At 72.3% G+C, this 24699-nt stretch carries 27 protein-coding genes; 15 read left to right on the plus strand and 12 right to left on the minus strand.

Going from position 1 to position 24699, the window contains the following annotated elements; translation table 11 throughout:
• The 12 genes from KBX37_RS25625 to KBX37_RS25680 all read left to right on the plus strand — a co-directional run.
• Positions 1–807: phage baseplate assembly protein V (locus KBX37_RS25625; RefSeq protein ID WP_247658882.1), on the plus strand; the 807-nt coding region annotated here is incomplete at its 5' end.
• Positions 807–1145, plus strand: a complete 339-nt coding sequence (locus KBX37_RS25630) for a hypothetical protein (RefSeq protein ID WP_210778454.1) — start codon at positions 807–809, stop codon at positions 1143–1145. The genes KBX37_RS25625 and KBX37_RS25630, both read left to right, overlap by 1 nt.
• Positions 1142–1600, plus strand: coding sequence for a GPW/gp25 family protein (locus tag KBX37_RS25635; protein WP_210778455.1), 459 nt, complete (start codon positions 1142–1144; stop codon positions 1598–1600). The genes KBX37_RS25630 and KBX37_RS25635 overlap by 4 nt, the downstream gene beginning before the upstream one ends.
• Positions 1597–4233, plus strand: coding sequence for a putative baseplate assembly protein (locus KBX37_RS25640; protein ID WP_210778456.1), 2637 nt, complete (start codon positions 1597–1599; stop codon positions 4231–4233). Before KBX37_RS25635 ends, KBX37_RS25640 begins: the two co-directional genes overlap by 4 nt.
• Positions 4214–4864 (plus strand): phage tail protein, encoded by a 651-nt coding sequence (locus tag KBX37_RS25645; RefSeq protein WP_210778457.1) that lies wholly within the window; start codon positions 4214–4216, stop codon positions 4862–4864. Before KBX37_RS25640 ends, KBX37_RS25645 begins: the two co-directional genes overlap by 20 nt.
• The gene (locus tag KBX37_RS25650) at positions 4861–5793 is read left to right on the plus strand and encodes a hypothetical protein (RefSeq protein ID WP_210778458.1); all 933 of its coding nucleotides are present in this window, start codon (positions 4861–4863) and stop codon (positions 5791–5793) included. Before KBX37_RS25645 ends, KBX37_RS25650 begins: the two co-directional genes overlap by 4 nt.
• Positions 5790–6242, plus strand: coding sequence for a hypothetical protein (locus tag KBX37_RS25655; RefSeq protein WP_210778459.1), 453 nt, complete (start codon positions 5790–5792; stop codon positions 6240–6242). Before KBX37_RS25650 ends, KBX37_RS25655 begins: the two co-directional genes overlap by 4 nt.
• Positions 6243–6377: 135 nt before the next feature.
• A complete protein-coding gene (locus KBX37_RS25660; protein WP_210778460.1) occupies positions 6378–7133 on the plus strand; it encodes a hypothetical protein in 756 nt (251 codons plus the stop codon).
• A gap of 130 nt (positions 7134–7263) precedes the next feature.
• On the plus strand, positions 7264–8370 hold the full coding sequence (locus KBX37_RS25665) for a nucleotide disphospho-sugar-binding domain-containing protein (RefSeq protein ID WP_210778461.1): 1107 nt from the start codon (positions 7264–7266) through the stop codon (positions 8368–8370).
• Positions 8371–8558: 188 nt separating this feature from the next.
• On the plus strand, positions 8559–9614 hold the full coding sequence (locus KBX37_RS25670; RefSeq protein WP_210778473.1) for a LacI family DNA-binding transcriptional regulator: 1056 nt from the start codon (positions 8559–8561) through the stop codon (positions 9612–9614).
• 71 nt (positions 9615–9685) lie between these two features.
• Positions 9686–10126 carry an ATP-binding protein gene (locus tag KBX37_RS35690; protein ID WP_307849196.1) on the plus strand — a complete coding sequence of 147 codons (441 nt, stop codon included), beginning with the start codon at positions 9686–9688 and terminating at the stop codon, positions 10124–10126.
• A 136-nt stretch (positions 10127–10262) separates the two neighbouring features.
• The gene (locus KBX37_RS25680; protein WP_210778462.1) at positions 10263–10979 is read left to right on the plus strand and encodes an HD domain-containing protein; all 717 of its coding nucleotides are present in this window, start codon (positions 10263–10265) and stop codon (positions 10977–10979) included.
• Here KBX37_RS25680 and KBX37_RS25685 read toward each other — a convergent pair.
• Together KBX37_RS25685 and KBX37_RS25690 are read right to left on the minus strand one after the other, a co-directional pair.
• Positions 10951–11370 carry a barstar family protein gene (locus KBX37_RS25685; RefSeq protein ID WP_210778463.1) on the minus strand — a complete coding sequence of 140 codons (420 nt, stop codon included), beginning with the start codon at positions 11368–11370 and terminating at the stop codon, positions 10951–10953. The two genes, KBX37_RS25680 and KBX37_RS25685, sit on opposite strands and share 29 nt — an antisense overlap.
• A 58-nt stretch (positions 11371–11428) precedes the next feature.
• Positions 11429–11866 (minus strand): ribonuclease domain-containing protein, encoded by a 438-nt coding sequence (locus tag KBX37_RS25690; protein WP_210778474.1) that lies wholly within the window; start codon positions 11864–11866, stop codon positions 11429–11431.
• A 195-nt stretch (positions 11867–12061) separates the two neighbouring features.
• Here KBX37_RS25690 and KBX37_RS25695 point away from each other — a divergent pair, with 195 nt between their 5' ends.
• Positions 12062–12580 (plus strand): hypothetical protein, encoded by a 519-nt coding sequence (locus KBX37_RS25695; RefSeq protein ID WP_210778464.1) that lies wholly within the window; start codon positions 12062–12064, stop codon positions 12578–12580.
• Between the two features lie 61 nt (positions 12581–12641).
• On the opposite strand, the gene KBX37_RS34840 is transcribed toward KBX37_RS25695, so the two are convergent.
• Both KBX37_RS34840 and KBX37_RS34845 read right to left on the minus strand, forming a co-directional pair.
• Positions 12642–13106, minus strand: a complete 465-nt coding sequence (locus KBX37_RS34840; protein WP_247658884.1) for a hypothetical protein — start codon at positions 13104–13106, stop codon at positions 12642–12644.
• A gap of 8 nt (positions 13107–13114) precedes the next feature.
• Positions 13115–13495: a helicase-related protein gene (locus KBX37_RS34845; protein ID WP_247658885.1), complete on the minus strand. Its 381-nt coding sequence runs from the start codon at positions 13493–13495 to the stop codon at positions 13115–13117.
• Between the two features lie 198 nt (positions 13496–13693).
• Between KBX37_RS34845 and KBX37_RS25705 the strand changes: the two genes are divergently transcribed.
• A complete protein-coding gene (locus tag KBX37_RS25705) occupies positions 13694–14638 on the plus strand; it encodes a hypothetical protein (protein WP_210778465.1) in 945 nt (314 codons plus the stop codon).
• Between the two features lie 212 nt (positions 14639–14850).
• On the opposite strand, the gene KBX37_RS25710 is transcribed toward KBX37_RS25705, so the two are convergent.
• A complete protein-coding gene (locus tag KBX37_RS25710) occupies positions 14851–17352 on the minus strand; it encodes a LuxR C-terminal-related transcriptional regulator (protein WP_210778466.1) in 2502 nt (833 codons plus the stop codon).
• A gap of 104 nt (positions 17353–17456) precedes the next feature.
• On the opposite strand from KBX37_RS25710, the gene KBX37_RS25715 reads away from it, so the two are divergent.
• On the plus strand, positions 17457–17876 hold the full coding sequence (locus tag KBX37_RS25715) for a rhodanese-like domain-containing protein (RefSeq protein WP_210778467.1): 420 nt from the start codon (positions 17457–17459) through the stop codon (positions 17874–17876).
• A 235-nt stretch (positions 17877–18111) separates the two neighbouring features.
• On the opposite strand, the gene KBX37_RS25720 is transcribed toward KBX37_RS25715, so the two are convergent.
• The 7 genes from KBX37_RS25720 to KBX37_RS25750 form a co-directional block, all read right to left on the minus strand.
• Entirely contained in the window at positions 18112–18324 is a 213-nt protein-coding gene (locus KBX37_RS25720; RefSeq protein ID WP_179805406.1) for a hypothetical protein, read from the minus strand.
• Positions 18325–18921: 597 nt separating this feature from the next.
• A complete protein-coding gene (locus KBX37_RS25725; protein ID WP_307849197.1) occupies positions 18922–20997 on the minus strand; it encodes a hypothetical protein in 2076 nt (691 codons plus the stop codon).
• Between the two features lie 312 nt (positions 20998–21309).
• A complete protein-coding gene (locus KBX37_RS25730; protein WP_210778469.1) occupies positions 21310–21513 on the minus strand; it encodes a hypothetical protein in 204 nt (67 codons plus the stop codon).
• A gap of 293 nt (positions 21514–21806) precedes the next feature.
• Positions 21807–22607 carry a hypothetical protein gene (locus KBX37_RS25735; protein WP_210778470.1) on the minus strand — a complete coding sequence of 267 codons (801 nt, stop codon included), beginning with the start codon at positions 22605–22607 and terminating at the stop codon, positions 21807–21809.
• Between the two features lie 96 nt (positions 22608–22703).
• Entirely contained in the window at positions 22704–23636 is a 933-nt protein-coding gene (locus KBX37_RS25740; protein WP_307849198.1) for an HNH endonuclease, read from the minus strand.
• A gap of 48 nt (positions 23637–23684) precedes the next feature.
• Positions 23685–23867, minus strand: coding sequence for a hypothetical protein (locus tag KBX37_RS25745; protein WP_210778471.1), 183 nt, complete (start codon positions 23865–23867; stop codon positions 23685–23687).
• 17 nt (positions 23868–23884) lie between these two features.
• The coding region (locus KBX37_RS25750; RefSeq protein ID WP_210778472.1) for an ImmA/IrrE family metallo-endopeptidase at positions 23885–24699 on the minus strand (815 nt) is incomplete at its 5' end.

Consider the following 24699-nt stretch of genomic DNA (forward strand, 5'->3'; position numbering starts at 1 on the left):
GACGACGAGCTGGCCGCCATCGCCCAGGCCGGCCTGGACGCCCGGGTGGCCGCGCTGGTCACCGCCGAGGGGGTCGCCGAGGGCGACCCGGCGCTGCGGCCCGGCCGCCGCGTCGAGCTGGCCGGGGTCGCCGACCCGGTCGCCGGGGTGTACGTGCTGACCGAGGTGGTGCACACCATCGACGGCAACGGCCACCTCACCCGGTTCAGCACCGTCCCGCCACCCGCCCCGGCACCCGCCCCGGTCGCCGGCGCGGTGGTCACCCTCGGCACGGTCACCGACGTCGACGACCCGGACCGGCTCGGCCGGGTCCGGCTCACCCTCCCCGCCTACGGGGACCTGGACGCCGGCTGGCTGGCCGTGCTCTGCCCCGGCGCCGGGGCCGGCAAGGGGATCGTGGCGCTGCCCGACCCGGAGGACACCGTGCTGGTGGCGCTGCCCGGGGGCGAGCCGGCCGCCGGGATCGTCCTCGGGTCGCTCTTCGGCGCCGTTGAGCCGTACGACGCGGGCATCGCCGACGGGCGGTCCGGCCGGTGGTCGGTGCGTACCGGCAGCGGCCAGACGATCGTGGTGGACGACGCGGCGCGCAGCCTGAAACTCGCCACCGACACCGGCAGCTTCCTGGAGCTGACGCCGGAGCTGACCACCCTGCACGCCGCCACCGACCTGGTGCTCTCCGCGCCGGGCCGGGCGATGGTGGTGCGGGCCCGCAGCGTCGACTTCCTGCACGCCGACACGACCGAGGACGCGCCGACCGCGCGGGAGCGGGCCGCCGCGCTCGCCCGGCAGAGCTCAGGAGGCGGCTGATGCGCTGGATCCACCTGCAATCCGTGATCACCTGCGACCACGACGGGCGGGTGACCAACCGGGCGTCGCAGCGCTGGGTGACCGTCACCGGCGTACCGGTGCTGGTCGACGACGACCCGCAGGGGCGGGACATCGTGGCCTGCCCGAACTACGGGCCGACGGTGAAGCCCTGCACGAAGACGCTGCCGGTGCGGGTCGGCTACAGCGACTGGCTGCGCGTCGACGGGCACCGGATCGTCCTGTCGCACCTGGACGGGCTGACCGACGGCACCCCGCCGGGCCTGGTCCACCACACCGTCCGCGACCCGCGGCAGCGCCTGGTGGAGGCGGACCGATGAGGGCCTTCCGCTTCGTGGGCGCCGGCTTCGACGCCGGCCGCACCGGGGGTCTGGCGTTGACCGCGGCCGGCGGGCTCGCGATGACCGAGGGCGACGAGACGGTACGCCAGGCGCTGTACCTGCTGCTCTCCACCACCCCGGGCGAGCGGCTGATGCGCCCCGGGTACGGCTCCCGGCTGCACCGGCTGGTCTTCGCGCCCAACGACGACACCACCGCCGGCCTGGCCATCCACTACGTCCGGCAGGCGATCCGGCGCTGGGAACCGCGCGTCGAGGTGATCGACGTCGACGCCGGACCGGACCCGGACGACCCGTGGCGGCTGGTGATCCGGCTCGACTACCGGGTCCGGGCCAGCCTCTCCCCCGGCCAGCTGGTCTTCTCCGTCGACCTGCTCCCCGACGGCGAGGAGGCCGACGGGCCGGTCCGCGACCACGCCGAGGGGGAACCGTCATGACGCTGCCCGTGCCGCACCTCGACGACCGTGCCTTCCTCGACCTCGTCGCCGAGGCCCGGGAGCGGATCCGGCAGTCCTGCCCGGCCTGGACGGACCTGTCCGCGCACGACCCGGGAATCGCCCTGGTGGAGGCGTTCGCGCACCTCACCGAGGTGATGATCTACCGGCTGAACCAGCTGCCGGAGAAGGCGTACGTGCAGTTCCTCAACCTGCTCGGGGTGGCCCGGCACGCCCCGTCGGCGGCCTGGGCGGACGTGCGGTTCACCCGTACCGGCGGCGACCACGGCGCGGTGCGCATCCCCGCCGGCACCCGGGTCGCCGCGGCGCGCGGCGCCGACCCGAGGCCGGTCGTCTTCGTCACCACCGAGCCGGCGACGCTGGCCGCCGGGCAGGCCGAGGTGACCGTGCGGATGCACCACTGCGAGCCGGTCGAGGCGGAACTGCTCGGCACCGGCACCGGGCAGCCGGGGCAGGCGCTGCGCGCCGCCCGGGCGCCGCTGGCCCGGACGACGGAGCCGCTGGACCTGCTGCTGGGGGTGGAGGTGCCGCCGGGCTCGGTGGAGCTGGGCGCGGCCGCCCGGGAGCACGAGGGACGGACGTACGAGATCTGGCGGCCGGTGGACAGCTTCGCCGGGGTCGGCCCGCAGGCCAAGGTGTACCTGGTGGACCGCTGTTCGGGGGTGGTCACCTTCGCGCCCGCCCTGGACCTGCGCCCGTCCGGCGGCGGGCCGGCCGGGGCGACGGTGACCGGACACGCGGCGACCGGCGCGGCCGGCTCCGGACTGGTGACGGTGGCGGCCGTCCCGCCGGCCGGGGCGGGGATCCGGCTCTGGTACCGGGCCGGCGGCGGGCGCACCGGCAACGTCGCCGCCGGCACGCTGACCAGCCTGCGCGACCCGCTGCCCGGGGTACGGGCGGACAACCCGGAGCCGGCCAGCGGCGGGCGGGACATGGAGACGCTGGACTCGGCGCTGGTCCGCGGGCCGTACGAGTTCTTCGCCCAGCAGCGGGCGGTGACCGCCCGGGACTTCGAGATCCTCGCCGCCGGCTCCGGGGCGGTGGCCCGGGCGCGGGCCTTCACCCGGGCCGCGGTCTACAGCTTCGCCCGCCCGGGCGAGGTCGAGGTGGTGCTGGTGCCGTACGTGCCGGACGAGGCCCGGCCCGGCGGCCGGCTGCCGGTGTCGGTGCTGCGCGAGCACGAGGTGGAGGAGGCGCGCCGCCGGGTCGAGGCGGACCTGGACCAGCGCCGCGCCCTCGGCACGAGCTGCCGGGCCGGTTGGGCCCGCTACAAGGCGGTCTCCATCCGGGCCCGGGTGGTGGTGCGCCGGGAGGAGGACGCCGAGGCGGTGCGGCGGCGCATCCACGACCGGCAGCACCAGACACTGAGCCCGCTGCCCACCACGCTGAACCCGGCCGGCTGGGCGTTCGGCGAGCCGCTGCGGGCCTCCAACGTGTACCGGATGCTGGAGCACGCCGAGCCGGGCGTGCGCTACGTGGAGTCGGTCCGGTTCGTGGTCGACGAGGCCCCCGACGCCGAGGTACGCACCCTCGCCGTCGACCAGTACCAGGCCCGCACCTGGTACGCGGGCCGCGGCGAGGTGTTGTTCCGCTCCACCAACGCCGGCGCGGGCTGGGAGCCGGCCGGCCGGTTCGAGGGCGAGACGGTGGTGCGGATGTCCCCCGCCCCCGCCCCGGTACGCCCCGGCGTGACCGCCCGCCCCGGCTCGGTGGCGGCGGTGACCGTCCGGGCCGCCGGTGGCTCCCGGGTGCACCTGAGCACCGACCTCGGCGAGAACTGGTCGCTCCTGACCGACCTGGACTCCCGCATCTCCGACGTGGCCTGGATCGACCGGGACGGCGCGGGCGCGCTGCTGCTGGCCACCGACACCGGCCTGTACGAGGTCTCCCTGCTGCCCGGCTCGGTGCCGTTGCAGATCCTGGTCGACCCGGCCGACGCCGACCGTGGCTTCTACGCCGTGCGCGCCTTCGTCTCGGAGCGGGGCGCCCCCGGCGTGGCGGTCGCGGCGCAGGCCGGGTTCGGCGTCTACCTCTCCACCGCCGCCGGCCGCCCGGGCAGCTTCACCCACGTCGGCCTGGCCAACGTGGACAACCGGGTCCTCGCCGTGCAGTACGACGGCCCGGCCACCCTGCTCTGGTCGGGCGCCGGCGAGCCGGACCCGAAAAAACCCGGGCAGGGCTGCCACCGCACCCGGCTGTTCGAGTCGGACGTGAAGTGGCAGTCGGTGCAGGCCGGCTGGATCGGCGGCACCTGCCGTGACCTGGCCTTCGCCGGCACCCTCGCGCTGGCGGCCACCCAGAGCGGCGGGGTGGTGCGACTGGACACCCTCGCCGCGCAGCCGCAGTGGCAGCCGGTGATGGTCAACTGCGGGCTGCCGCTACGGGACCGGTCCCGCTTCGTACCGGTCGACGCGATCGCCGCCACCGGCGGCACCGACCGGCTGATCCTGGCCGGCGGCGAGCGCGGGGTGTACCGCAGCGGCGACGCCGTGGACTGGTCGCCCAGCGCCAACCAGGCCACCGCCGACGTGGTGACCGTCCCCGACACCTGGCTGCTCTGCTCCGGCGAGCACGACATCGAGGTGGTGCGGCAGGATGCGCCGAGCGGCGATTGAGCGGCTGCTGCCCGCCGCGTACCAGCGGGCCAGCGTCCCCGGCAGCGTGCTGTTCGCGCTGCTGGAGGTGATGGAGGCGCTGCACGCCCCGGACGAGGCGGTGCTCGCCGACGTCGACGCGCTGTTCGCCCCGTACCGGGCGCCGGACGGGTTCGTCGGGTACCTGACCCGGTGGGTGGCGATGGACCACGTGCTCGCCTCGCCCCGCCCGGCAGCGCCGCCGGCGCTGCCGGTGGGGCGGCTGCGGGACCTGGTGGCGCACGGCGCACACCTGGCCCGCTGGCGGGGCACCCCGTACGGGATGCGGAGCGCCCTGGAGCTGGCCACCGGGGTCACCGGGTTCGTCCTGGACGAACCGGTCGACCGCCCCTTCCACCTGGTGGTCCGGGTGCCGCCGGCCGCCGCCGGCTCCCTCGCCCTGATCAGCCGGATCGTGGCCGCGGAGAAGCCGGCCGCGGTGACCGCCGAGGTCGTCCTGCTCGGCGCCACCGAACCCGCCGGCCCGCCGGCCGACCCCGAACCGCCCGTCGACCCGCCGCCGCTGCCCACCGGCCCGGCGGTCGGCCGGGCCTCCGTCCCGCCCCCACGCACCCTTCCACCTCCGGGACCGTCCGCAGAGGAGCCGTCATGACCACCGAATGGGCCGTCGTCGCCGCCGCCGAGCAGTTCACCCTCGACACCGGCAACCACGGCGAACTCACCTTCACCGTCTCGAACCCCGGCGCGGCCCCGGACACGGTGGTCTTCGACGTCGCCCCCGGGGAGGGCAGCCAGCGGTCCTGGTTCACCGTCGCCGAGCCGCAGCGGGTGGTGCCGGGTCAGGGCTCGGTCTCCTTCCTGGTCCGCCTCGCCGTGCCGCCCGGCACCGCGCCCCGCCGCTACGACATGACCGGCTTCGCCTACTCGGCGAACACCGCGCCGGAGGAGAGCTCCCGCTCCAGCGGCCGGGTGACGTACGAGGTCCGCGCCGTCACCCGGCCCCGCCGCGCCCCCTGGCCGTGGATCGCCGCGGCCGTGGCGCTGGTGGTGCTGGTCGGGGCGGTGGTGGGCTGGCTGGTGACCCGGCCGGAGGACGCGCCCGCCCCGGGCGAGCCGCAGGTGGTCACGCTGGAGGCGGAGAGCCTGGTGGCGCAGGCGAAGGTGGAATCGCCGACCGGCGCCGCGGCGAAGGTGGTGGTCCAGCCGAACTGCTGCGGGGTCACCTGGTCGCAGGACCGGCAGCTGTTCTTCCAGGGCCTGGCCGTCGGCGACCAGGTCACGATGACCGTCGACCTGCCGAAGGACGCCGTCTGGCGGTTCGCCGCCGCCCGCACCACCTCGTTCGACTACGCCAACACCATCTTCCAGATCGACGGCGTCCAGGTCGGCGGGACCTTCCTCGGCTTCACCCCGAAGGTGGTCCGCACCGACTTCGAGGACGTCGGCACGCTGCGGCTCGGCAAGGGGCCGCACCAGGTGACCCTGGTGGCGGTGAGCAAGACGCAGGCCTTCGACCGGTACTTCGCCGGGATCGACCAGATCCGGTTCACCGAGGTCGGCGGGGCGGCGGCCCGGCGATGAGCGGGCGACGCAAGCTGCTGCTGGTGGGGCTGGCCGTCCTGCTGGTGCTGCTCTTCGCGGTGGCCGTCGGCGCGGGTCGGGGCGACCGGGGCGGCCCGGAGGACGACCGCGCCGTCCGCTGGCTGGGCCGGTTGGTCGGCGACACCGCCACGGTCGATCCGGCGACGGTGCGGGCCGGCTGCGACCGTACCGGGGACACCCTCACCGTGGTCGGCGGCTGCGTGCTGCGCGTCGCCGACCCGGACGGGCTGCGCACCCTGGTGCTGCGCAGCCCGGACCGGTTCCGGGTCACCGCGCCGGCGCCCCGGGACGCCGGCTTCACGGTGGACGACGAGGTGGAGCCGGGCGAGGACGGCACGGCCGTGGCGAAGGTCGCCGTCGACCGGGCCAGCGAGATCACCGTCGGCTGTGCGGGAGGTGTGGCGTGCGCGGTCACGATCGGATCCTGACCCTGCGGCCGTCGTCGGGCCGCGGCGGCCGGTCCGGCATCGCGGCGGCCTCGACAGCGAACGCCGCGCCGGGTCCGACGGTGGTCGGCCGAAGCCCCCTGCCGTGGCTCGGCCCGACCCGCGAGGAGGCCCGTCGTGGGTGAGCTGCGCAAGCCGTTCCTGCTGCTGGCGTTGCTGGCCATGGCGCTGGTGGTCGGGGTGGAGCTGGGCTCGTCGCTGCTCACCGGCGGCGGGGACGCGGGCGGCTCGCTGCGGGCCGGCGCGCAGGACCTGGGGGTGGACGTCGGCGAGGTGGGCCGGGTCGACGAGCCCTCCGGTCGGGGCACCGGCTATCTGGCGCTGATCGACGTGGTGGCGCTCTGGACGACGGGGCTGTTCTGCCTGAGCCTGGTGGTGCCGGACCGGGTCCAGGGGCGGGTGCAGGGCGTGGCGACGCTGGTCTTCTCGATCGTGCTGATTTTGGTGTCGCTGCTGATGCTGGTACTCGCCTTCGTGGAGCTGTCCATCATGGTCTCGCTCTTCCTGGCCGCGCCCTTCGGCACGCTGGCGTACCTGGCGCTGTGGGGTTTCTTCCCGGTCGGCGAGGCGAGCCTGCTGCTCGCCCTGGTGCTGCTGCTCAAGCTGGTCTGGGTGGTGCTGCTGCTGCTCGCCCAGCCCCGCTTCCTGCAGAACAAGGGGCTGGTGCTGCTGGCGCTGACCACGCTGCTCTGCACGGTGCTGCTGGAGTTCCTGCACAACCTGGTGCCGGTCGTCGTGGTGAGCATCCTCGACGACGTGGGCGCGCTGGTCTTCGCGGTGGTCGCGATCGTCTGGGGCCTGGTCCTCCTGATCGGCTCCATCCCCGCCATCGTCAAGGCGATCCGGGTGACCGCCGCCCTCCCCACCCGCTGACCCGGCTCACCCGGCCGCACCGGGTCGGCCGCGCCGTCGATCGGTCCGAGCGGGACGACGCGGCCCGCCGGCGCGCGGGTCGGTGTGCGCCCGCCCGAGGCCCGTGACGGCTGGCCCTAGGATCGACCCCATGCGTGTCCTGGTGGTCTCCGCGCCGCTGGTCGGCCACGTCTTCCCGCTCGTGCCGCTCGCCGCCGCGCTGCGCGACGCCGGCCACGAGGTGCTGCTCGCCACCGGCGGCGGTGGCCTGGCCGTCGAGCGCGCCGGCCTGCCGGTGCGCGACGTCGCGCCCGGGTTCGACTTCGGTCGGATCGCCCTGCGCGTCCTGCCGCGCCACCCGCTGATCGCCCGGGCCGAGCTGGCCGGCACCGCCGGCACCCGAGGCGCCGGCCTGCTCTTCGGCGCGCTCAACGACCAGCTCACCGACCGGGTGGTCGCGCTGGCCACCGAGTGGCGACCGGACCTGGTGCTGCACGAGCCGTTCGCGGTGGCCGGCGCTGTGGCCGCCGCCCGGCTGGGCGTGCCGGCGGTCCGCCAGGAGAACGCCCTCTTCGACGGTCGGGACCTGGTCCGCGCCACCACCGCCCGGCTCGGCGGCGCGCTACGCCGGCACGGCCTGACCGAGCTGCCGCCGCCCGCCGGCGCTCTCGCCGTCGCCCCGCCCAGCGTGACCCACCAGGACGGCTGGCCGATGCGGTACGCCTCCTACGTCGGCGGCGGTGACCTGCCGGACTGGCTGCGCGAGCCGGGCGCGCGGCCCCGGATCCTGGTCAGCCGCAGCACGCTGACCGGCCCGCGCGACGAGGGGCCGATGCCCGCCGTGGTGGCGGCCGCCGCCCGGGTGGACGCGGAGTTCGTGCTGGTCCGGCCGGACCGTCGGTCGGCCCGCGCGCTGCCCGGCAACGTACGGGTGGTCGACTGGATCCCCCTCGACGCGGCCCTGCCGGCGAGCGCGGCCCTGGTCCATCACGGCGGGGCGGGCAGCGTCTTCGGCGCCCTCGCCGCCGGGCTGCCGCAGCTGGCCACGGTGGGACCGGGCGACCGGCGGCACAACGCCGAGCTGGTGGCCCGCCGCGGCGCCGGCCTGGCGCTGCGCCCCCGGGACATCACCCCCGAGACGCTGACCCGCCTGGTGACCGACGCCGACCTGCGGACCGCGGCCGGGCAGGTGAGCCGGGAGATCGCCGCGATGCCGGCACCGGCGGAGCTGGTGCCCCGGCTGGCCGCGCTGGTCTGACGCCGCCCACCGCCGACGGGCCGGGCGCCGGGACGTTCTCCGCCCCCGGGTCGGCGACCACGTGCGCCGCCGCGTACGCCACCCGGCTGGTCGCCTGACCGGCGAGGGAGGAAAGTCCCCGCACTCGCGCAGCCGGTACGCCCCGCCGCCTGGACGGGCAAGGGCTTTCCTGACGCCCGTGCGGTAGCCTGTGCCCGACCACGGGGCGCGGGACCGAGGCGGGCAGGGGGTGGCCATGGGCGACGCTGGCCGACGTCGCCCGCCGCGCGGGCGTCTCCCCCGCCACCGCCTCCCGGGTCATCAACGGCAGCAGCAAGCCGGTCGCCGACGAGCTGCGCGAGCGCGTGCTGCGGGCCGTCGCCGACCTCCGGTACGTCCCGAACGTGCACGCCCAGCTGCTGGCCCGGCCGCAGCGCAGCGTGGTCGGCGTGGTGGTGCACGACGTCTCCGACCCGTACTTCGCCGAGGTGACCCGGGGCCTGCAACGGGTGGCCACCGACCGGGGCCGGCTGGTCATCATCTGCAACAGCTACCGGGACCCGGAGCGCGAGCTGGAGTACGTCGAGATGCTGCGGGGCCAGCAGGTCGCCGCCAGCGTGCTGGCCGGCTCGGGCTACCACGACCCCGCCTTCACCGCCCGGCTCACCGAGAAGCTGGCCGCGCACGAGGCGACCGGCGGCCGGGTGGCGGTGATCGGCCGGCACGAGCACCCCGGCGACGCGGTGATGCCGGCCAACTCCGACGGCGCGCGCCGGCTCGGCGCGGAGCTGCGCCGGCTGGGGCACCACCGGGTCGGCGTGATCGCCGGTCCCCGGGAGCTCACCACCACCAGCGACCGCCTCGGCGGGGTGGCCGAGGGGCTCGGTGCCGCGCTGCCGCCGGAGCGGGTCCGGTACGCCGACTTCACCCGCGACGGCGGAGCCCGTGCCGCCGACGAGCTGCTGGCGGCGGTGCCGGGGCTGACCGCGCTGGCCGCGCTCAACGACTCGATGGCGGTGGGCGCGCTGACCCTGCTGCGCGCCCGGGGCGTCCGGGTCCCCGAGGAGGTCTCCGTCGTCGGCTTCGACGACATACCGGTGGCCGCCGACGTCACGCCCGCGCTGACCACCGTCCGGCTGCCCCTGGTGGAACTGGGCGCCCGCGCGATGACCCTGGCCCTGGAACCGGCCGTCGACCGTCCCCGGGTCGAGGTGCTTCCCGCCGAACTCGTCCGCCGCGACAGTCTCGGCCCAGCCCCCGCCTGACCGTCCTCGCGCGAACCGCAGCTCCGGCAGCGGGCTGGCGACCGACGTCATGCGCCGCTCCCTTCCTGGTCGTGGGTTACGGGCGCGGCCGGGCGGACCGGTCCCCGCGCGTCGAGGTCCAGCTCCGCCCACTTTCGGGCGGGCAGGTCGAGCAGCCGGTCGACCGGTGCCGGGGCGCGTCGAGGGTGCCGTCGCCGACCAGCACCCGGTGCCGGCCGTGCCGCCGCCCGGCACCGTGGCCGGCTCACACCCGGGAGGCGCTGCGGGGCTGGCTGGCCGGGCTCGGGGTGGGTACGTCGGACGTCGAGGCGGTGCTGATCGCAGTCGGGGAGGCCTGCGCCAACGCCATCGAGCACGGCTACCAATTCGCCCCGGGCGCCACGGTGACGGTGCGGGGGCGGCTGCGGGCCGGGCGGCTGGAGGTCGAGGTGGCCGACAGCGGCGGGTGGCGGGAGGTCGGCGTGGACGGCGGGGAGCGGGCCGGGGCCGGGGCCGGGGCCGGGGCCGGCTGATGGACGAGGCGGTCATCGACGGCACACCGCACGGGACGGTCGTGCGGTTGGTCAAGCGGCTCTCCGGCACCGCCTGAGCGGTCGCGTACACGACGCCCGGGTCGGGCCGGTAGTGAAGATCGGTTATAAGTGGTGCATGGAGTTCCCGCCGTACCTCGCCACCATGCCGATGCACGCGATCACCGAGATCCACGGCGAACCCGGCCTGCTGGAACGGTTCCGGCTGGAGATCCGGGCGTTCGACCCGGCCGCGCGAGAGCGGCTCGGCGCCGCCCTCGACCTCGCCGCCGAGCTGCACCGCGACGATCGGCGGGTGCGCGAGCCGTACCTCAACCACCTGCTGCGGGTGGCGATCCGGATGATGCACCACTACCAGGTGCGCGACGTGGACGTGATCGTCGCCGGCCTGCTGCACGACGCGGTGGAGGACCATCCCGGCGAGCTGGCCGGCACCGGCGTCGCCGACCCGACGGCGGCGGCGCTGGCCATGCTGGCCGCGCGCTTCGGCCCGCGGGTCGCCCGGCTGGTCGCCGCGGTCACCAACCCGGAGTACGACCCCGACCGCGACCGCAACGCCCAGTACCGGGAGCACGTGGCGGCCAGCCTGGACCGGGAGCCGTGGGCGCGAGTGATCAAGGTGTCCGACTTCACCGACAACGGGGTGGGCGTGGTCTACACCATCGGGCCGAAGGTGGCCCGGTCCGCGGCGAAGTACCGGCCGCTGGTGCCCGTCTTCCGCGACCTGATCAGCCGGCCGGACACCCCGCTGTCGGCGCCGGTGAAGCGACACATCTTCGCCCAGCTGGACCTGGCCGAGGAACGCTTCAGCGCGATCCTCGACCAGCCCAACTGAGCCCGGCCCGGACCCGGCGGCCCAGCGCGGGCAGCCGGTCGCCGGTGGTGCGCAGGACGAGCCGGAACGGGTACCGGCCGTGCGACCACACGTCGTCGCAGAGCTGGAGCAGGGTGGCGAACTGCGCGGGCGGCTCGTCGGCGAGGAGTTGCTCGGCGTCGTCGACGCGCAGGGCGAGCGGGCCGGCGTCGTCCCGGTCGAGCAGGCAGTCGGCCAGCGCGTCCCAGTTGCGCCCGAACCACTCGGGCAGGTCGAGGGCCTGCGCGAGCAGCCCGAACAGGTCCGCGCGGCGGCGGGCGTCGGCCCCCGGCACGACGACCGTGCCGGCGGTCGGGTCGGCGAAGGGATCGGCGGTCAGCTCCAGCCACGGTGGCAGGTCGGGCGCGTCCATCCGGTCATCCTCCCCGCTCCGGTCGGGCCGGCCGGTCCCCGGCCCGACCGCTGCCTGCTCAGAGCCGGTAGAAGTTCGCGTAGTGGTCCGGCGAGAACCAGGTGACCCCGGTACTCCGGTTGACCACGATCCGGTACGCGTCCCGGGGCGCCCCGTACGCTCGGGGGTAGACGTCGTACTCGTGGTAGGTGGCGTTGGCGGGGAGCTGGCCCTCCCGGTTGTAGAACTGGCCGCCGGCGAAGTTGTAGCGCCCGCCGCTCCAGGTGTACCAGCCCCGGCTGGTCGGGAAGCCCTTGGCGGCCCAGCCGGACCGGGCGGTGCGGGCGTCCGCGCAGCGGGTCATCGTGCACGAGCTGTAGACCGCGGCGGACGCGGAGTCGGTGAGCGCCGGGGTCAGCACGGACGGGCCGACGAGCGCCCCGGCGACCATGGCGGTGAGCAGGGCGAACGTGCCGACCAGGCGGCGCAGGCGGGTGAGCGGGGCGGGCGGGGTCACAAGAGTGGTCAACGGGCCCTCCGGATCACGAGGCATCGATCACTGTCGACCCATAGTGTCGGGCCCGGCGGGCGCGCCCGGGAAGTCCCCGGCGGCCGAATTCGTCCACAACGGTCGATGACATCCCGATGCCGCCGGCCTTTGGAGCGACGGCGCGATCTTGGCTGCTTCCCCGGGGATGGCACGATGTCCGGCATGGACTGGATGCCGTTGCTGAGCACGGGAGCGGGCGCCGTCATCGCGCTCTCCGGCAGCTTCCTGGTCGACCTGCGGCGGGAACGGGACACCCGGGACCGGGACCGGGACCTCGACCGGTGGCGCACCTGCATCGACTTCGCGCTCGCGCTGGGCACCGCGCACAGCATGCTGCGCAACACCGCCGCCGGTGACCGCGCCGCGACCACCCGGGCGATGAGCGAGTCCGGGGCGTACCAGGAACGGGAACGGCTGTTGATGTCCGGCACGCCGGAGCTGGTGGTGGCGGGCGAGGACGCGTTCCACCGGCTGGTCGACATGCAACGGCTGATCCGCGCCGGCGAGGACGTGCGCACCGACGCTGGGCACGAGGCGTACCACCGGTTCGCGGAGGCGCTGTGGACGTTCCGGATGGCGGTACGCCGGCACTTCGGGCACCGGGCGATCGATCCGGGGACGCTGGACCGCAAGGACTGGTCCGAGCGCAACGAGTGCGTGTACTGCGGCGCCGCCGCCTAGCGACTGCTCCCCACCGCACGCCAGCACCCTGCTGCGGAGAGCCCCGGCCCCGACCGGCAGCTCAGAGATAGGCGAACCGCACGGGTTCCTTGAGGACCGCGGCGGCTACCTCGACGTCGGCGAGCCGCACAGCGAGCGTTGCGGCAGCCAGGCGCGGCGGTAGGGAGGCGCTGAACTTGAGTCCGGCGAGCGCCTTCTCGGTCACGTCAGGTAGGCAGATCCGCTGGTCTGCGTCTGCCGTCGCCACCCGCCACATCTCCCGATCCAGATCGGCGCGCAGCCGGATGCTGGCGTCGTCGTACCGCTGCGTCGGGTCGGCCAGGTCGCTCAGGGTGGCGATCAGGGTGGCGTTGGCCCGGAAACCGGCCCAGGTCCACCAGCGGACCTCGCCCTCTCTGTCCCGGACCACCACGGAGCCCCCCGAGTGCACCGTGGCGGCCGCGTCCTCGCGAAGTGCCGTCAACCTCGTCGTGGCGCGAGCGGTGAGCGCGACCTTCGGGTCGGCGCCGATGAGCACATCCCGCATGGCCCGGGTCATCCGGTACGACAGGCCCTGCGGAGGGCGAGCATCTGCTGGGCCACGATGTGCCGCGGCTCCGGCGGCGGAACGACGGCCTCGACCCAGCCCTCCTGCCACAGGTTGAGCAACCCGGCCGCGTGCAGCAGCGCGTCACCGTCAAGGGCGAGGAAGAGACAGTTACGGACGCTGCCCGGCCGCCGACCGGTCCGACCGATGCGCTGCAGGAACGCAGCGACGCTGCGTGGCGCACCGATCTGAATGACGCGGTCCAGGTCGCCGACGTCGATGCCCAGTTCCAACGTGCTGGTCGCCACGATGACGCAGTCGCGTTCCTGCGCGAACGCCTCCTCGGCGCGGCGCCTCTCCTCGACGGAGAGCGAACCCGAGCAGGTCAACGTGCGCCGAGGCCGCGATCTCCCCGGTTCACGGCATTTGTCAGATTGTCTGGGTGTCACGCTTCCGGGCCGGCACGACCGCCGCGAAGGCGACGGCCTGCTTGTTAGCGTGTGGTTAACACGTTCATCGACGCGTCAACGACGACGGGTTTCCGCTGTTGAGCGCGGTATCGCGCCCCCGGCTGCCAGGGGGACGACATGACGGACACCTCCAGCACCAAGCCGCCTGCCCGATGGCGCCAACGGGGGCTGCGTGGGCTGGACCTGACCTGGAAGGCGACCGTCCGGACGGGACAGTGGGTGAAGATGCGCTGGGAGCAGCTTCTCGCGGCGCTGCAGGACGCCGAGCCCGCCGCGGCACCGACCGTCCCACCAGCCCGACCCGGCCAGCTCGTCGAACGACGAACCGCGTCGGGGCCGCTCACGGTGCCGGCTCGGGACTACGTCTTCCACTTCATCGTCCGCGCCACCTTCACCTGGTCGTCGGATCGGATGGGCGCGGACCGGCTCAGCTGGTACGCCCAGGCCCGGACACCGCAGGCGAGCCAGCGGGTCAGACGCGCCGCGGCGAAGCTCTCCCGCGCCCTCCCAGCGACGCAGGCCGGCAAGCTCGAGGTCGCGCTGCAGAACGAACTGGCCAGGCAGGGCCGGTGGACCTTCGGGCGAGCAGAGGCCCTGGTCACCTGCGAACCCGAGATCTCGGTGGAGCTCGACGAGCAGGTGCGGGAACTCCTCCGACCGTACGGTGAACAGATCATCAAGGTGGAGCGCGAGTACGACGTACACCGGCGGCGGGCCGAGTCTGCCGAGCGGATCTGCCGGCAGTGGATCACGGTCATGGAGCTGTTCGTCGACAGCCCGGCGGCCGAAACCTTCGGGCAGGACGTCAAGGACGACCTGATCAGCGCCGCCCAGCAGGTCAAGCGAGACGCCGAGGCCGCCGCGGAGTGGAGCAGGAAGCTGCGGACGGTGGGCCCCGTCAACGCCGACCTGTTCCATCCGCACACCTGGTTCGACCATCCCGCCTCTCCGGCACGGGACGAGGGGCGGGCGAACGGCCAGCCCGAGCCGGCGGTCGACACGCCGGAGACGGACGGCGATCAGGCGGCAGCCGCGGATTCCGGTAGCAACCCGACCCGGTGATGTGTGGTGCGTGCGACTTGCGACATTTCCGAGGTCGAGGGAGCCTTCAGCATGCCGGGCAGGTCCGACAGAGCTCACCGACTGTCGTCGAAACTGTCGGACGGGATCCTGACGCTGGCCCCGTTCGCGTAGACCCTTACGCGACCCGTCTGTCCGGGGCCTGACGAGGCTGTCGCTGGGACCTGCTCCGGCTCTGGCCCGATGCAGCCGCGTCAGCGCGCGAGCAATTGATCGAGCGATGTTCGCCGCCCGTCGGCGAGGGCGGAAGCGAACGCATCCGGGCCGAGTTCGTCGCGAAGGGCCACCCGGAGTTCATGATCATCGGCGAGGGCGTCGCGGCGTGCCGGGTTGAGCTGTTCGATGGCCTCATCGGCGGCACCGAAGAGAAGGGCTGCATACTGCGACTCGCCGGTCGCATGACAGGAGGCGGCGAGCAGGCGCAGACCGACCGCCATCTCGAGCGCATCACCGGTGCCATCGGCGGTCAGGATGCACTCGGTGAGGTGGCCTCGTGCCATCTCATGGTCGCCGTCGCGCACGGCGGCCTGCCCGAGGCCCAGCAGACAACGGCTCATGCAGCGCCGGTCGCCGATACGCCGGAACTCGGCGAGCAGCCTGCCGAACCGTGCACCGGCGAACTCGTGCTGACCGCGGCATTGGTCGAGGCACGCCCGAAAGATCTCGGCGTGCAGCCGCTCGTGGTGGTTTCCTGTGAGCTGCGCCAGGCGATGGGCCTCGGTCAGCCACGTCTGCGCTTCGTCGAGGTGGGCGCGGACGGCGATACTGCCACTGGCCATCTGATTTAGGCAGTTGGCGCGCTTGACGTGGTCGCGCATCCGACCGAACAGTTCGGCGCTGCGGGCGAGATGCGCCAGGCGCACCTCGGGATCCTGCACAGCGTCACCGAGGCCCTGAAGTGCGAGTGCATGATGCCAGTCGTCGGCGAGCCGAAGGAACTCCGCCACCGCCTGCCGGAAATGGCCGATGGCGGACGGATACTGCCGGTTGTGCATCGTCGCCCAGCCCAGTGACAGGCTTGCCAACGCCAGGTCGTGGTCGTCGGCGCCGGTCTGCTGGGCTTCGTCATACGCGTGCTGGGCGTAGGTCAGCGCCAGCCGGGTGTCCTGGTAGCACAGCAGGAAGGCGACAGTGACCGCTGCCCGCACGCCGAGAGGTGCCGGGGGCAGCGGACGGTCGAGCAGCACGTTCAGCCAGTCGAACAGCTCACCGCGGACGCCGAGGATCTCCCACCCGGTCCCGATGCCCGCGAGGAACTCCCAGGCGGGCTCGGTCTTCTCGCGTTCGAGCGCCCAGTGCATCGCGGCCCGCAGGTCTGGCCAGCGACGGTCGAACCACACGAGCGCGCCGACCTGGTCCGCTCCTTGAAGGTCGGCGAGTGTCGCCGCGCCGCGGCGGAGATGGTGGAGAGCATGATGTTCGTGGAGGATTTCGTGCTCACCGCGCAGCGCGAGCCGTGAGTCAGCGAAGTGCCGGATACTGTCGAGCATGCGATAGCTGGTGGTCTGGCCCTCGCGGTGGCTGGACACCAGCGACCGGTCGAGCAGGCGGGGAAAGAGCCGGGCCAGGTCTGCCCGCCGCAGCGGCGGATAGGCGAGGACGTCCACGACGCTGTCGTATTCGAAGTCTCCAGGAAAGACGGAGCAGCGTTCGAACAGAAGCCGCTCGTCGTCGTCGAGGAGATCGTAGCTCCACTGCAGGGCGGCCTCGAGCGTGCGGTGCCGGCTCGGCATGCCGTGCGCCCCGTTGGTCAGCAGGGCGAGCCGGTCGTGCAGGTGTGAGAGGAGTTCCGCGGGCGAGAAGACGCGGAGCCTGGCGGCCGCGAGCTCGATGGCCAGCGGCAGTCCGTCGAGCCCGCGGCAGACCGCGGCGACAGCACGGGCATTGTGCGCGGTGACCGTGAACCCGGGGATCGCGGTCGCCGCGCGATCGGCGAAGAGTCGGCCGGACGCAGCGCTCAGCACGACCGACGGGTCGTCGGCCTCCGGGGGCAGCGGAAGCGGCGAGAGTTCGTAGACAACCTCCCCCGCAACATTCAGGGGACCGTGGCTGGTCGCGAGCACGCTCAACTCAGCCGTCGTGGTGAGCAGGTCGGCCAGCAGGGCCGCCGTCGAATGTGCCACGTGCTCGCAGTTGTCGACCACCAGCCAGTGCGGCCCCTCGGCGAGCGCCTCACGGAGCTGGGCACGCACCCGCCGCCCCTCCCCGGCGACTCCCAGGGCATCCGCGAAGACACACTCCACGTCTGCTCCGGGCGCGACGGTCGCGAGGTCGACCAGCACCGCAGGTGGCAGAGCGTCCAGGCAGGTGGCGAGGTGCAGCGCCAGCCGGGTCTTACCGGCACCGGCGGGGCCGGTCAGCGTCACCAGCCGGTGCACGGGAACCAGCCGGAGCAGGTCGTGGGTCTCCGTGCCACGACCCACGAACGAGGACAGCGGCCTGGGCAGGGCGCCACCTGAGACCCGTCGATTCCGCAGTCGCACGGCCGCATCGACCAGTGACAGCCGATTGGTCCCGCCGAGCTTGCGCAGCAGGGACGACACGTGACTCTCCACGGTCCGTTCCGAGACGTGCAGGCTCTCCGCGATCTCCCTGTTCTGCAGACGATCTCCGACGAGCCAGAACACGTCGAGCTCCCGTGCGGTCACCCCGGCATGGCGCAGCGTGCCGCGGAGAGCATCGGGCTCGGGCTGCATGCGCTAACGATGTCGCACCCCCCGCGTCCGATCCATCGTCCCTACGGAGGGTCCTTCCGTACTCACCACGGATGTGCTGGCGCCGTCGGCCCGATCAACTGGAGATGGAAAGCCCCTGGAAGAAGGGCACGACCATGGCGATCACGGCTCAACAGTTGGTGGCGCAGGCCAAGAGCGAGATCAGCAACCTGTCGGTGGAGGAGGTCGCGCGCGAGCTCGAGGGCGACTCGGTGACGCTCGTCGACATCCGTGAGCCCGACGAGGTGCGGCGCGACGGATCCATCCCCGGCGCGGTTGCGGCCCCTCGAGGGATGTTGGAGTTCTGGGCCGACCCAGCAAGCCCGTACCACCGCCCAGAATTCGACCCCTCGGGCCGGACGATCCTCTACTGCGCGTCCAGCGGTCGCTCCGCGCTGGCCGTCCAAGCCCTGCAGAGTCTCGGCTACACCGATATTGCGCACCTCGAGGGTGGAGTGAAGGCTTGGAAGGAGCAAGGACGACCCGTCACCTACCAGGCACCGTGACATCGGGTTGAGTCGGCCTGGGGTGCGGTGCCGGGATTGCTCCCGGTCCGCTTCCCCAGGCCGCTCGCCGAACCGTACGTGCGAGTCGGCCCCTGATACGGCCTTCCGCCGTCGCCCGCGGTGAAGAAGCTGTTCGTCACGAGCATGCAGATCTCGCCACCGTGGATGTCCCGGCAGGTACAACGACGACGGTGCCACGGCCGGGTGGCCGCGGCGCCGCCGTCGTCAGGGCGGGTCAGCCCATGTGGGTCATGTCCCAGTTGGCGTACCCCTGGTGCATGCCCGGGTTGTGCTGCCCGTCGAAGCCCATGTCCTGCGCGCAGGTCGCCACGTGTCCGCCGAAGTCCGCGCCGCGGCTGCCCATGTCGGCAGAGGCCGCCGCAGGGACGGCCAGCAAGACGACCAGGACCGTTCCTAGAACCACAACGCCCTTGCGAATGCCACGCATCCCGGCCACCTCCGACTCACCGTTTCCAGGCCCCCGGTTGCGGGGCCCGTCCGCCTTCCACCTTTTCGTTCCGGAGGCGCCTCCGCGCAGGGCCGAAGGTCCTCACCCGCCGGGCCTTGCGGGCCTCGAATTTGGGCGGGGTTGAGGTGTCTGCGGTGGCGTCGGGTGTGGCCCAGCGGGTGCGGAGGCGCTGGTTTCGGGGTCGCGGAAGCGGAGGCGTTGCGGGCGGTGGTCTTGATGATGCGGTTGGTCTTCCTTGGCGTTCCACGCGGCCAGGATCGGTGCGCCGATGCCGGCGGGCAGGTTGCTGAGGGTGTCGGCGAGGCGGCCGACGTGCCGGGCATGCATCCGGGCGGCGGAGCGGGTGAGCCGGTTGCCGTTGCCATTCGGGGTCGCTGGCTCGGCCGCGACGACCGCGGTGGGTCGCGGTCATGCGGCGGCGGACTTCGATGACGCCCGATCGGCCAGTTGCACGATGTGGAAGTGGTCCACGAGCAGGATCGCGTATGGGAGAACCTCGGCGGACGGCGGCCTTGAACACGGTGCACATGAGTCGCTGCAAGCCCAAGTTCAAGGCGGTGCCCCTCGCCCCCGCCGTCACGCGGCCCAACGGTCCGGCCAGCTACCCGGCTGCTCCGAGTCTGCTCGCAGCCGGTCTGCCAACTCACGGACTGCCGCGGCGTACCGATCGTCCGATTCATCTGGCATGTGCCCCTTCACCTGTAGCGGGGCGCTCTTCCCCGGCTGTGCCAGCACGTTTTCGGGGTCGCGTAGGCGGCGGTCCACCAACGCGGCGGGCGGGGGGCGCAGGGGCGGGTCCCCGGGCCGATGCCCGGAGAAGATCCAACCGCCGATGGGGTCGGTGTCACTCCACAGGTTCAGCCATCGCCACCCGATCCGGTCGCCGATCTCGTGCAGCACGGGCTCGCCGAAATACGCGGGGTGGAGCTGGGCGTAGAGTCGCTTGAGGGGCGAGGCGTAGGTGAGCAGCGCGACTCGTCGCCGCACGTCCGCGGGCAGTCGCAGCACGGTTGCGGCCAAAATGACCGACCCGTGGCTGTGCCCGCTGAGCACCACCCCGTCGTAGCGCCGCGCCAGCCGGCAGATCCGATCCGTCAGCTCGGGCACCGCGCGGTCGGTGTAGCAGGGCGGCGCGAACGGGTGGGCCGCGCGGGGCCAGAAGGTGCCGATGTCCCACAGCACTCCGCCGTAGCGGCGAAACCCCGCCGTCTCGTGCGGGAACAGCCCGCCCAGCAGGAGCCCGCCGACGACCGCGAGGATCATGTAGCTGCTGATGGCCATCGCCACGCTCACCGCCCCACTCGGCACGCCGAGGTGGCCCTGCACCAGCGCGCCGGGCTCCAAGCCCAGAAGAGCCAGCACGCCGGCCGCGAGCCCGATCACGGTCAGGCACGCGTAGGCAATGCCAAGTGCGCCCAGCTGCTCGGTGAGAGAAGCCCGGAGCACCGCTTTCCGCACTCGTTGCACCTGAGTGGCCGCTTCCGGAGGAGGAGCTGGGTAGTCCCGGGCCACGATGGCCGCCGCGGTCCGCCGACGGTCCGCGCGAGCCGACCGGATGATGATGGCCCACGCCGCCGCGCCGGCGATCGTGGTCAGGAAGAAGGCCACGATCGCCCACCGGTACGCCGGCGCTGGCAGCGCCGGGTCGCTGGGCCGCAGCACGAACGTCGGCCCGCTGAGCAGGGACGCCGCACGGTAGACCAACTCGCCGGAAAGGGCCCCGGCCAGGCCCGCCGCGACTGTGGCGACGACGACGGCGCCCAACCCGTGCAGCAGCGCCGGCCGGCGGTCCCGGCCGCCAGGACGCCACAGCACCAGTACGGCGAGCGCGACGAGCAGCGCCGTCTGAGCGACGAAGACGATGGCGACGATGTCGTCGTACCTGGGCAGCCCGTTCGACCGCGGCCAGCGGACCGCTTCCGTGGCGACGGCCCCGAGCGTCGCGACCGTCAGGCCGCCGGCTACGACGTGCAGCACCACCGGCATCCGATCCGTGGTGCTGGCGGTCGAAGTCGGGTCCAGTAGGCCCGGGACGCAGAGCAGCACGACACACGCGGCCAGCAGCGCTCCGGTGAGCGCGGACAGCACGACCACCGCCACGGACGTCCCGGCGGCGGCGCGTGCGGCGAGCAGCACGAGGTCCAGCGTGACGAGAGCAGCGGCGACGTGGATCGCGCGAAGCCGCTTCGCCGTCGGCGAAACGTCCCACCGGTCCAACGCCGTGAGCTGGTCATCCTGCGGATCTGCCGTCTGCAACCGGAAGGCTCCATACGAGCGAGCCTGTCGTGCGCTGAGCCACCACACCAGTGCCACCGCGGCGAACGGCACCAGGGCCAGCAGCGCCAGGCGCAGACCGACCGGTCGGCCGGCCAGCCAGGACAGCCAGCCCCGCCCGGCGAGACAGCGGGACGAGCCCAGGCACGTCCAGCCCAGGAGGTCGAGGGCAACCCCGGCTGCCGTCAGCGCGTACAGCAGCGTCAGGGTGAGCCCGAGGAGCCGGCACAGCGCCGTGACGCCGGACTGCAAGCCCCCGCCCGCTGGACGCATCCAGAAGGTCATATTGCTCAGCATGAACGGCAGGAGAAAGACCAGGGACAGCGTCCGCCCCGCGGTGCCCGAGGGCAGCTCGCTCCACTGGTACGCCTCCAGCACGGTCCCACCCGGACCGGAGGTATGCCGGGATTGCGCTCGGGGGCGGTAGAAGCCGGCTCGGCGGTCGCCGGCCACCTGACGGACGTCCTGGCAACCGAGCATCTGACCGGCCCCGGTGCCTGCCACCCCGTGGACCCTCAGCTCCACGACCTCCCCGTACATCAGTCAGCGACCCCCAAGCGCGGCGGCCAGCAGACAGTGGTCAGCCGCGACCACGATCGCGGTGGTCGCTGCCCGGGCTGGCGCTGCTGTCTACCCGCGCCGACGCTTAACAACCACCCGGCGAAGGGGGTGACGCTTTTTAACTACTGCTTACTCTTCGTCCTGTTTTTCCATCACGCCGGTCGCCTCGTAATGCCATCCGTCATCGTCGCGGCGAACCCTGCGGTACTCCACGTACCAGGTGCCGTCACGGGATTCATGGGTGAACTCCACGAATTCGTCGGTGGCGCCGGCCAGTTGCCGGTCCACCCCGTCGAGTGGTCCGCCATGCAGGTGCGCAACCAATCCAGTCATGCCTGCCGCCTACCCGCGCCCTTGCCGGGCCATGCCCCGACGGCACAGCACGTCCTGCTCCCTGATTACTGGCGGGGCGTCGCGCGCTGGCATGCCGGCATTTCGCTCATTGGTCCGCGTTACCTCTCGGCCAGCTCCCATAGTCACGGCCCTGGCGTCAGCCAGCCGAACAGCTGCTCGCCGACCTCCTCCCCCGCCATGTTGGCAGAGGCGATCACCCTCCGGCCCTGGTCAGTGATCGTCACGGAGAAGGCTCTTCGGTCGCGGGGATCTCGAGTACGTCGAGCGTCCGGTCAGGCAGCGACTGCAGGGAACACTACGAGCGATCCGTCGCGGCTTCGTTCGATCTCAATCGCAACGTCAGCTTGGTGGGTTCCCACGTTGAGGCCATCGCCCAAGGCGCGAAGGCGATATGCGGCTTCGAGCAGGTCGTCGACCTCGCCCTGCGTGAACATGATGCTTAGGAAACCGCCGGGACGCTTCAACTCGAGGGTCGATAGTCGAAGCAGGACCGAGCTGATGCCTGATTCCAACTCGTCGATGCGACGCTCGTCGTCCTGCAAGGTTCCAATGAAGCTCTTGAACGGATTGGTCGTTCCCGCCTCTTGAGCGTGTTCTACTGCTTGAAGCACGAGCACTCGGCGTTTGAGAGCAATGGCGAGTCTCGCAAACTCCACGTGTGTCCGGAACGCGCCGCCATCCTCGTTGATACCGGGGAACGACTTCGTCAACGCAGCGACTTCAACCGGGCCGTCGGGCAGGGCAGCTAGCGCATTTTGCCATTTTCTGAGCCGATGCTTGGTTCCTTCGATCGCCGTGTTGATCGCGTACGACGAGGAATCCAGTCCTAACGACAGGCCGATTCTGCCCTGGTCGAGGAAAACCGACGTCGCCTTGTCGATCGCGTCACGACAACCGTCCAACGCGCTGCGTTCGCTCTCGAGGTTGTGTTCCTGCAACTGTTCCAGGAGGTCGGTGATGCGCTCGAGCGCCTTCTGGCGTTGCTGATCAGCATAGGCGCTGAAGCCGACCGCGACAGCCATCAGCACAAGTGGCGCGGCCACTGTCAACGCTCCGGCGCTGGCCGCGGCCACACCAGCTGTGGTGGCCGAGCCGGTCAGAGGTGCGCGAGCCTGACGGGTTCCCGGGCCGGCAGCCGAGGTCGCCGGGTACGAGAGCCGTGAAGATTCTCAGGCGGCCTTGAACACCGTATCGAGATGCCACTCCAGGAACTCACCATTCGGCCGGTCGCCACGCCGCTCTGGAAGGGCTATCTGCGTTCCGGCCTTGGAGTAAAACTGGTCGCCGTTGCCGAACTCGCTGCGCAGCCGTGGGCTGACCATCAGCCGATGCTTCGGGTCCACCCCCAGATAGCCCCTGTCGAAGAGGATGTGGACGTCCGACTTGAGGAGCAGACCGTTGTCCAGGCGGTGCTCGCCGCCCATTGGAAGCGGCCGGATGTGAGCCGCCTGCAACACCGGCTGGACCTTGTTACCGGTGATGGCGCAGCGCCGACCGTAGGCCCCGAGGACCACAGCCTTGAACGACTGCTGACCGAGGCGCTGCGGCACCAGCCTGGGATCGCCGTACACCGGTCCCGGACGGTGCCAGGGCTCGCTCAGATCAAGCTCGACCGTCGTACCGATCAGGCGGTGGATCAACAGGTCGAAGTAATCGGCCGAGAGCCCGTCGGCAAGATCATAGGTCTTTCCCTGCACGACGTTCGACGCGAATCCAGGCGGCGCCGCAACGGTGGACTCGTTCGGGAAGAACGTGGTATCGCGGACAAAGATGCACCCGATGACCGGGTCTTCATCGAGGCCGATCGCCTGCTTGCGGTACCGGCCGACGCTACGACGCATCTCATCGAGGCTGGCGACGCCGTTGGCTTCGCCGAACAGCTCCCAGGCTTCCGAGATCCGCAACTGAGTGAAGCCACTGAAGAAGCCGCCACCGATGACCCGGTTGAGGGGATAGTGAGCCTTGAAGAAGAAGGGCTCGCCAGGGGTGAGTGCACGGAATCCGCCTCCTGACGGGCGCCAGAAGTTGACCTCGTTCAGGCCGGGGCGGGCCGCCAGGAAGCGGTACCACTTCTCGTCCGTCACTCCCACGAAGGCCTTCACAACGGCCAGAGTGCACCGGAGTTGATCTCGTCGCCACCACCCGAACGGTCATGACTCCACTTGCAAACATTCGCATCCCGTGGGGACGGTGATCGCCCCCGCCCTCAATTCCTCGATGACGACCTGCGTCGTCCAGCAGTCCGCGTCGATCAGCAGATCCTGGAGGACATCCAACCGGTCGGCGAGGGTGAAGTGGTTGAGCACCATCGTGTCCAGGACCAGGAGGGGCACCGGCGGACCCGACACAGTCACGGCTCCATCTCCAAGTCGTCGTTCACCGGCAGGTCCGCATCGACGATCTGGCCGTGCATCAGCTGCAGCGCCCGAGAGCGGGTGATGCGGTTTGCCCGCCAAGCCTCCATCACGGCATGCGCGTACATCGGCGGCACCCGCACCGAGTCAAGGTCAGGCTGTGGAGTCCACCCCGACGCCTCCATGAATTCCGCCCGGGTGGGCCGTGGCTCACTCCAGCATCGTCGGGTCGAACCGTCGATCACACCGGCCCGCTCGGCCTGACGCAGCGCCAACAGCCAGGAGGTCCGGTACCGCGCGGCGAACTCCACCAGCCGATCCCGGGTCACCGGACCAGCCCCGCACCCGGCGGCAACTGCCTGCACGGGCAGCAGCAGCTCGGCGGCGAAGGCGTCGATCGCCGCTTCCCGATCCGCTCGGGAGGTGCTGACGCCGAGGTCGCTCGAATACTCGTCGCCGATAATTAGATGGCCCAGCTCGTGGGCGGCAGTTGCCCTGCGGCGACCGGGGTCACCCATGGTGCTGACCACCGCGACCGCGATGTCTCCGTCGACGAGTGACGCCCCGTCACCTGGCAGGTCGGTAACCAGCACCCACTGACCGGCCCCTTCGCAGACGCTCATCATGCTGCCGATCGGCCCGTCCCCGAGCTCCGCCTGTTGCCGCACCCATGACGCCGCGCGCCTAGGGCCTGTGTCGAAGTCGGCTGCGGGTGCAGGAGTGAGGAAGTTTCGGCGTGGCGGTGACCGATAAATAGTGAGGTCTCCGGTAGATGGTTCATCGACGAAGAAGACCATCAGCACGGAGACCT

This window comes from Micromonospora sp. U56 (assembly GCF_018070095.1).
In the GTDB taxonomy this organism is placed as follows: domain Bacteria; phylum Actinomycetota; class Actinomycetes; order Mycobacteriales; family Micromonosporaceae; genus Micromonospora; species Micromonospora purpureochromogenes.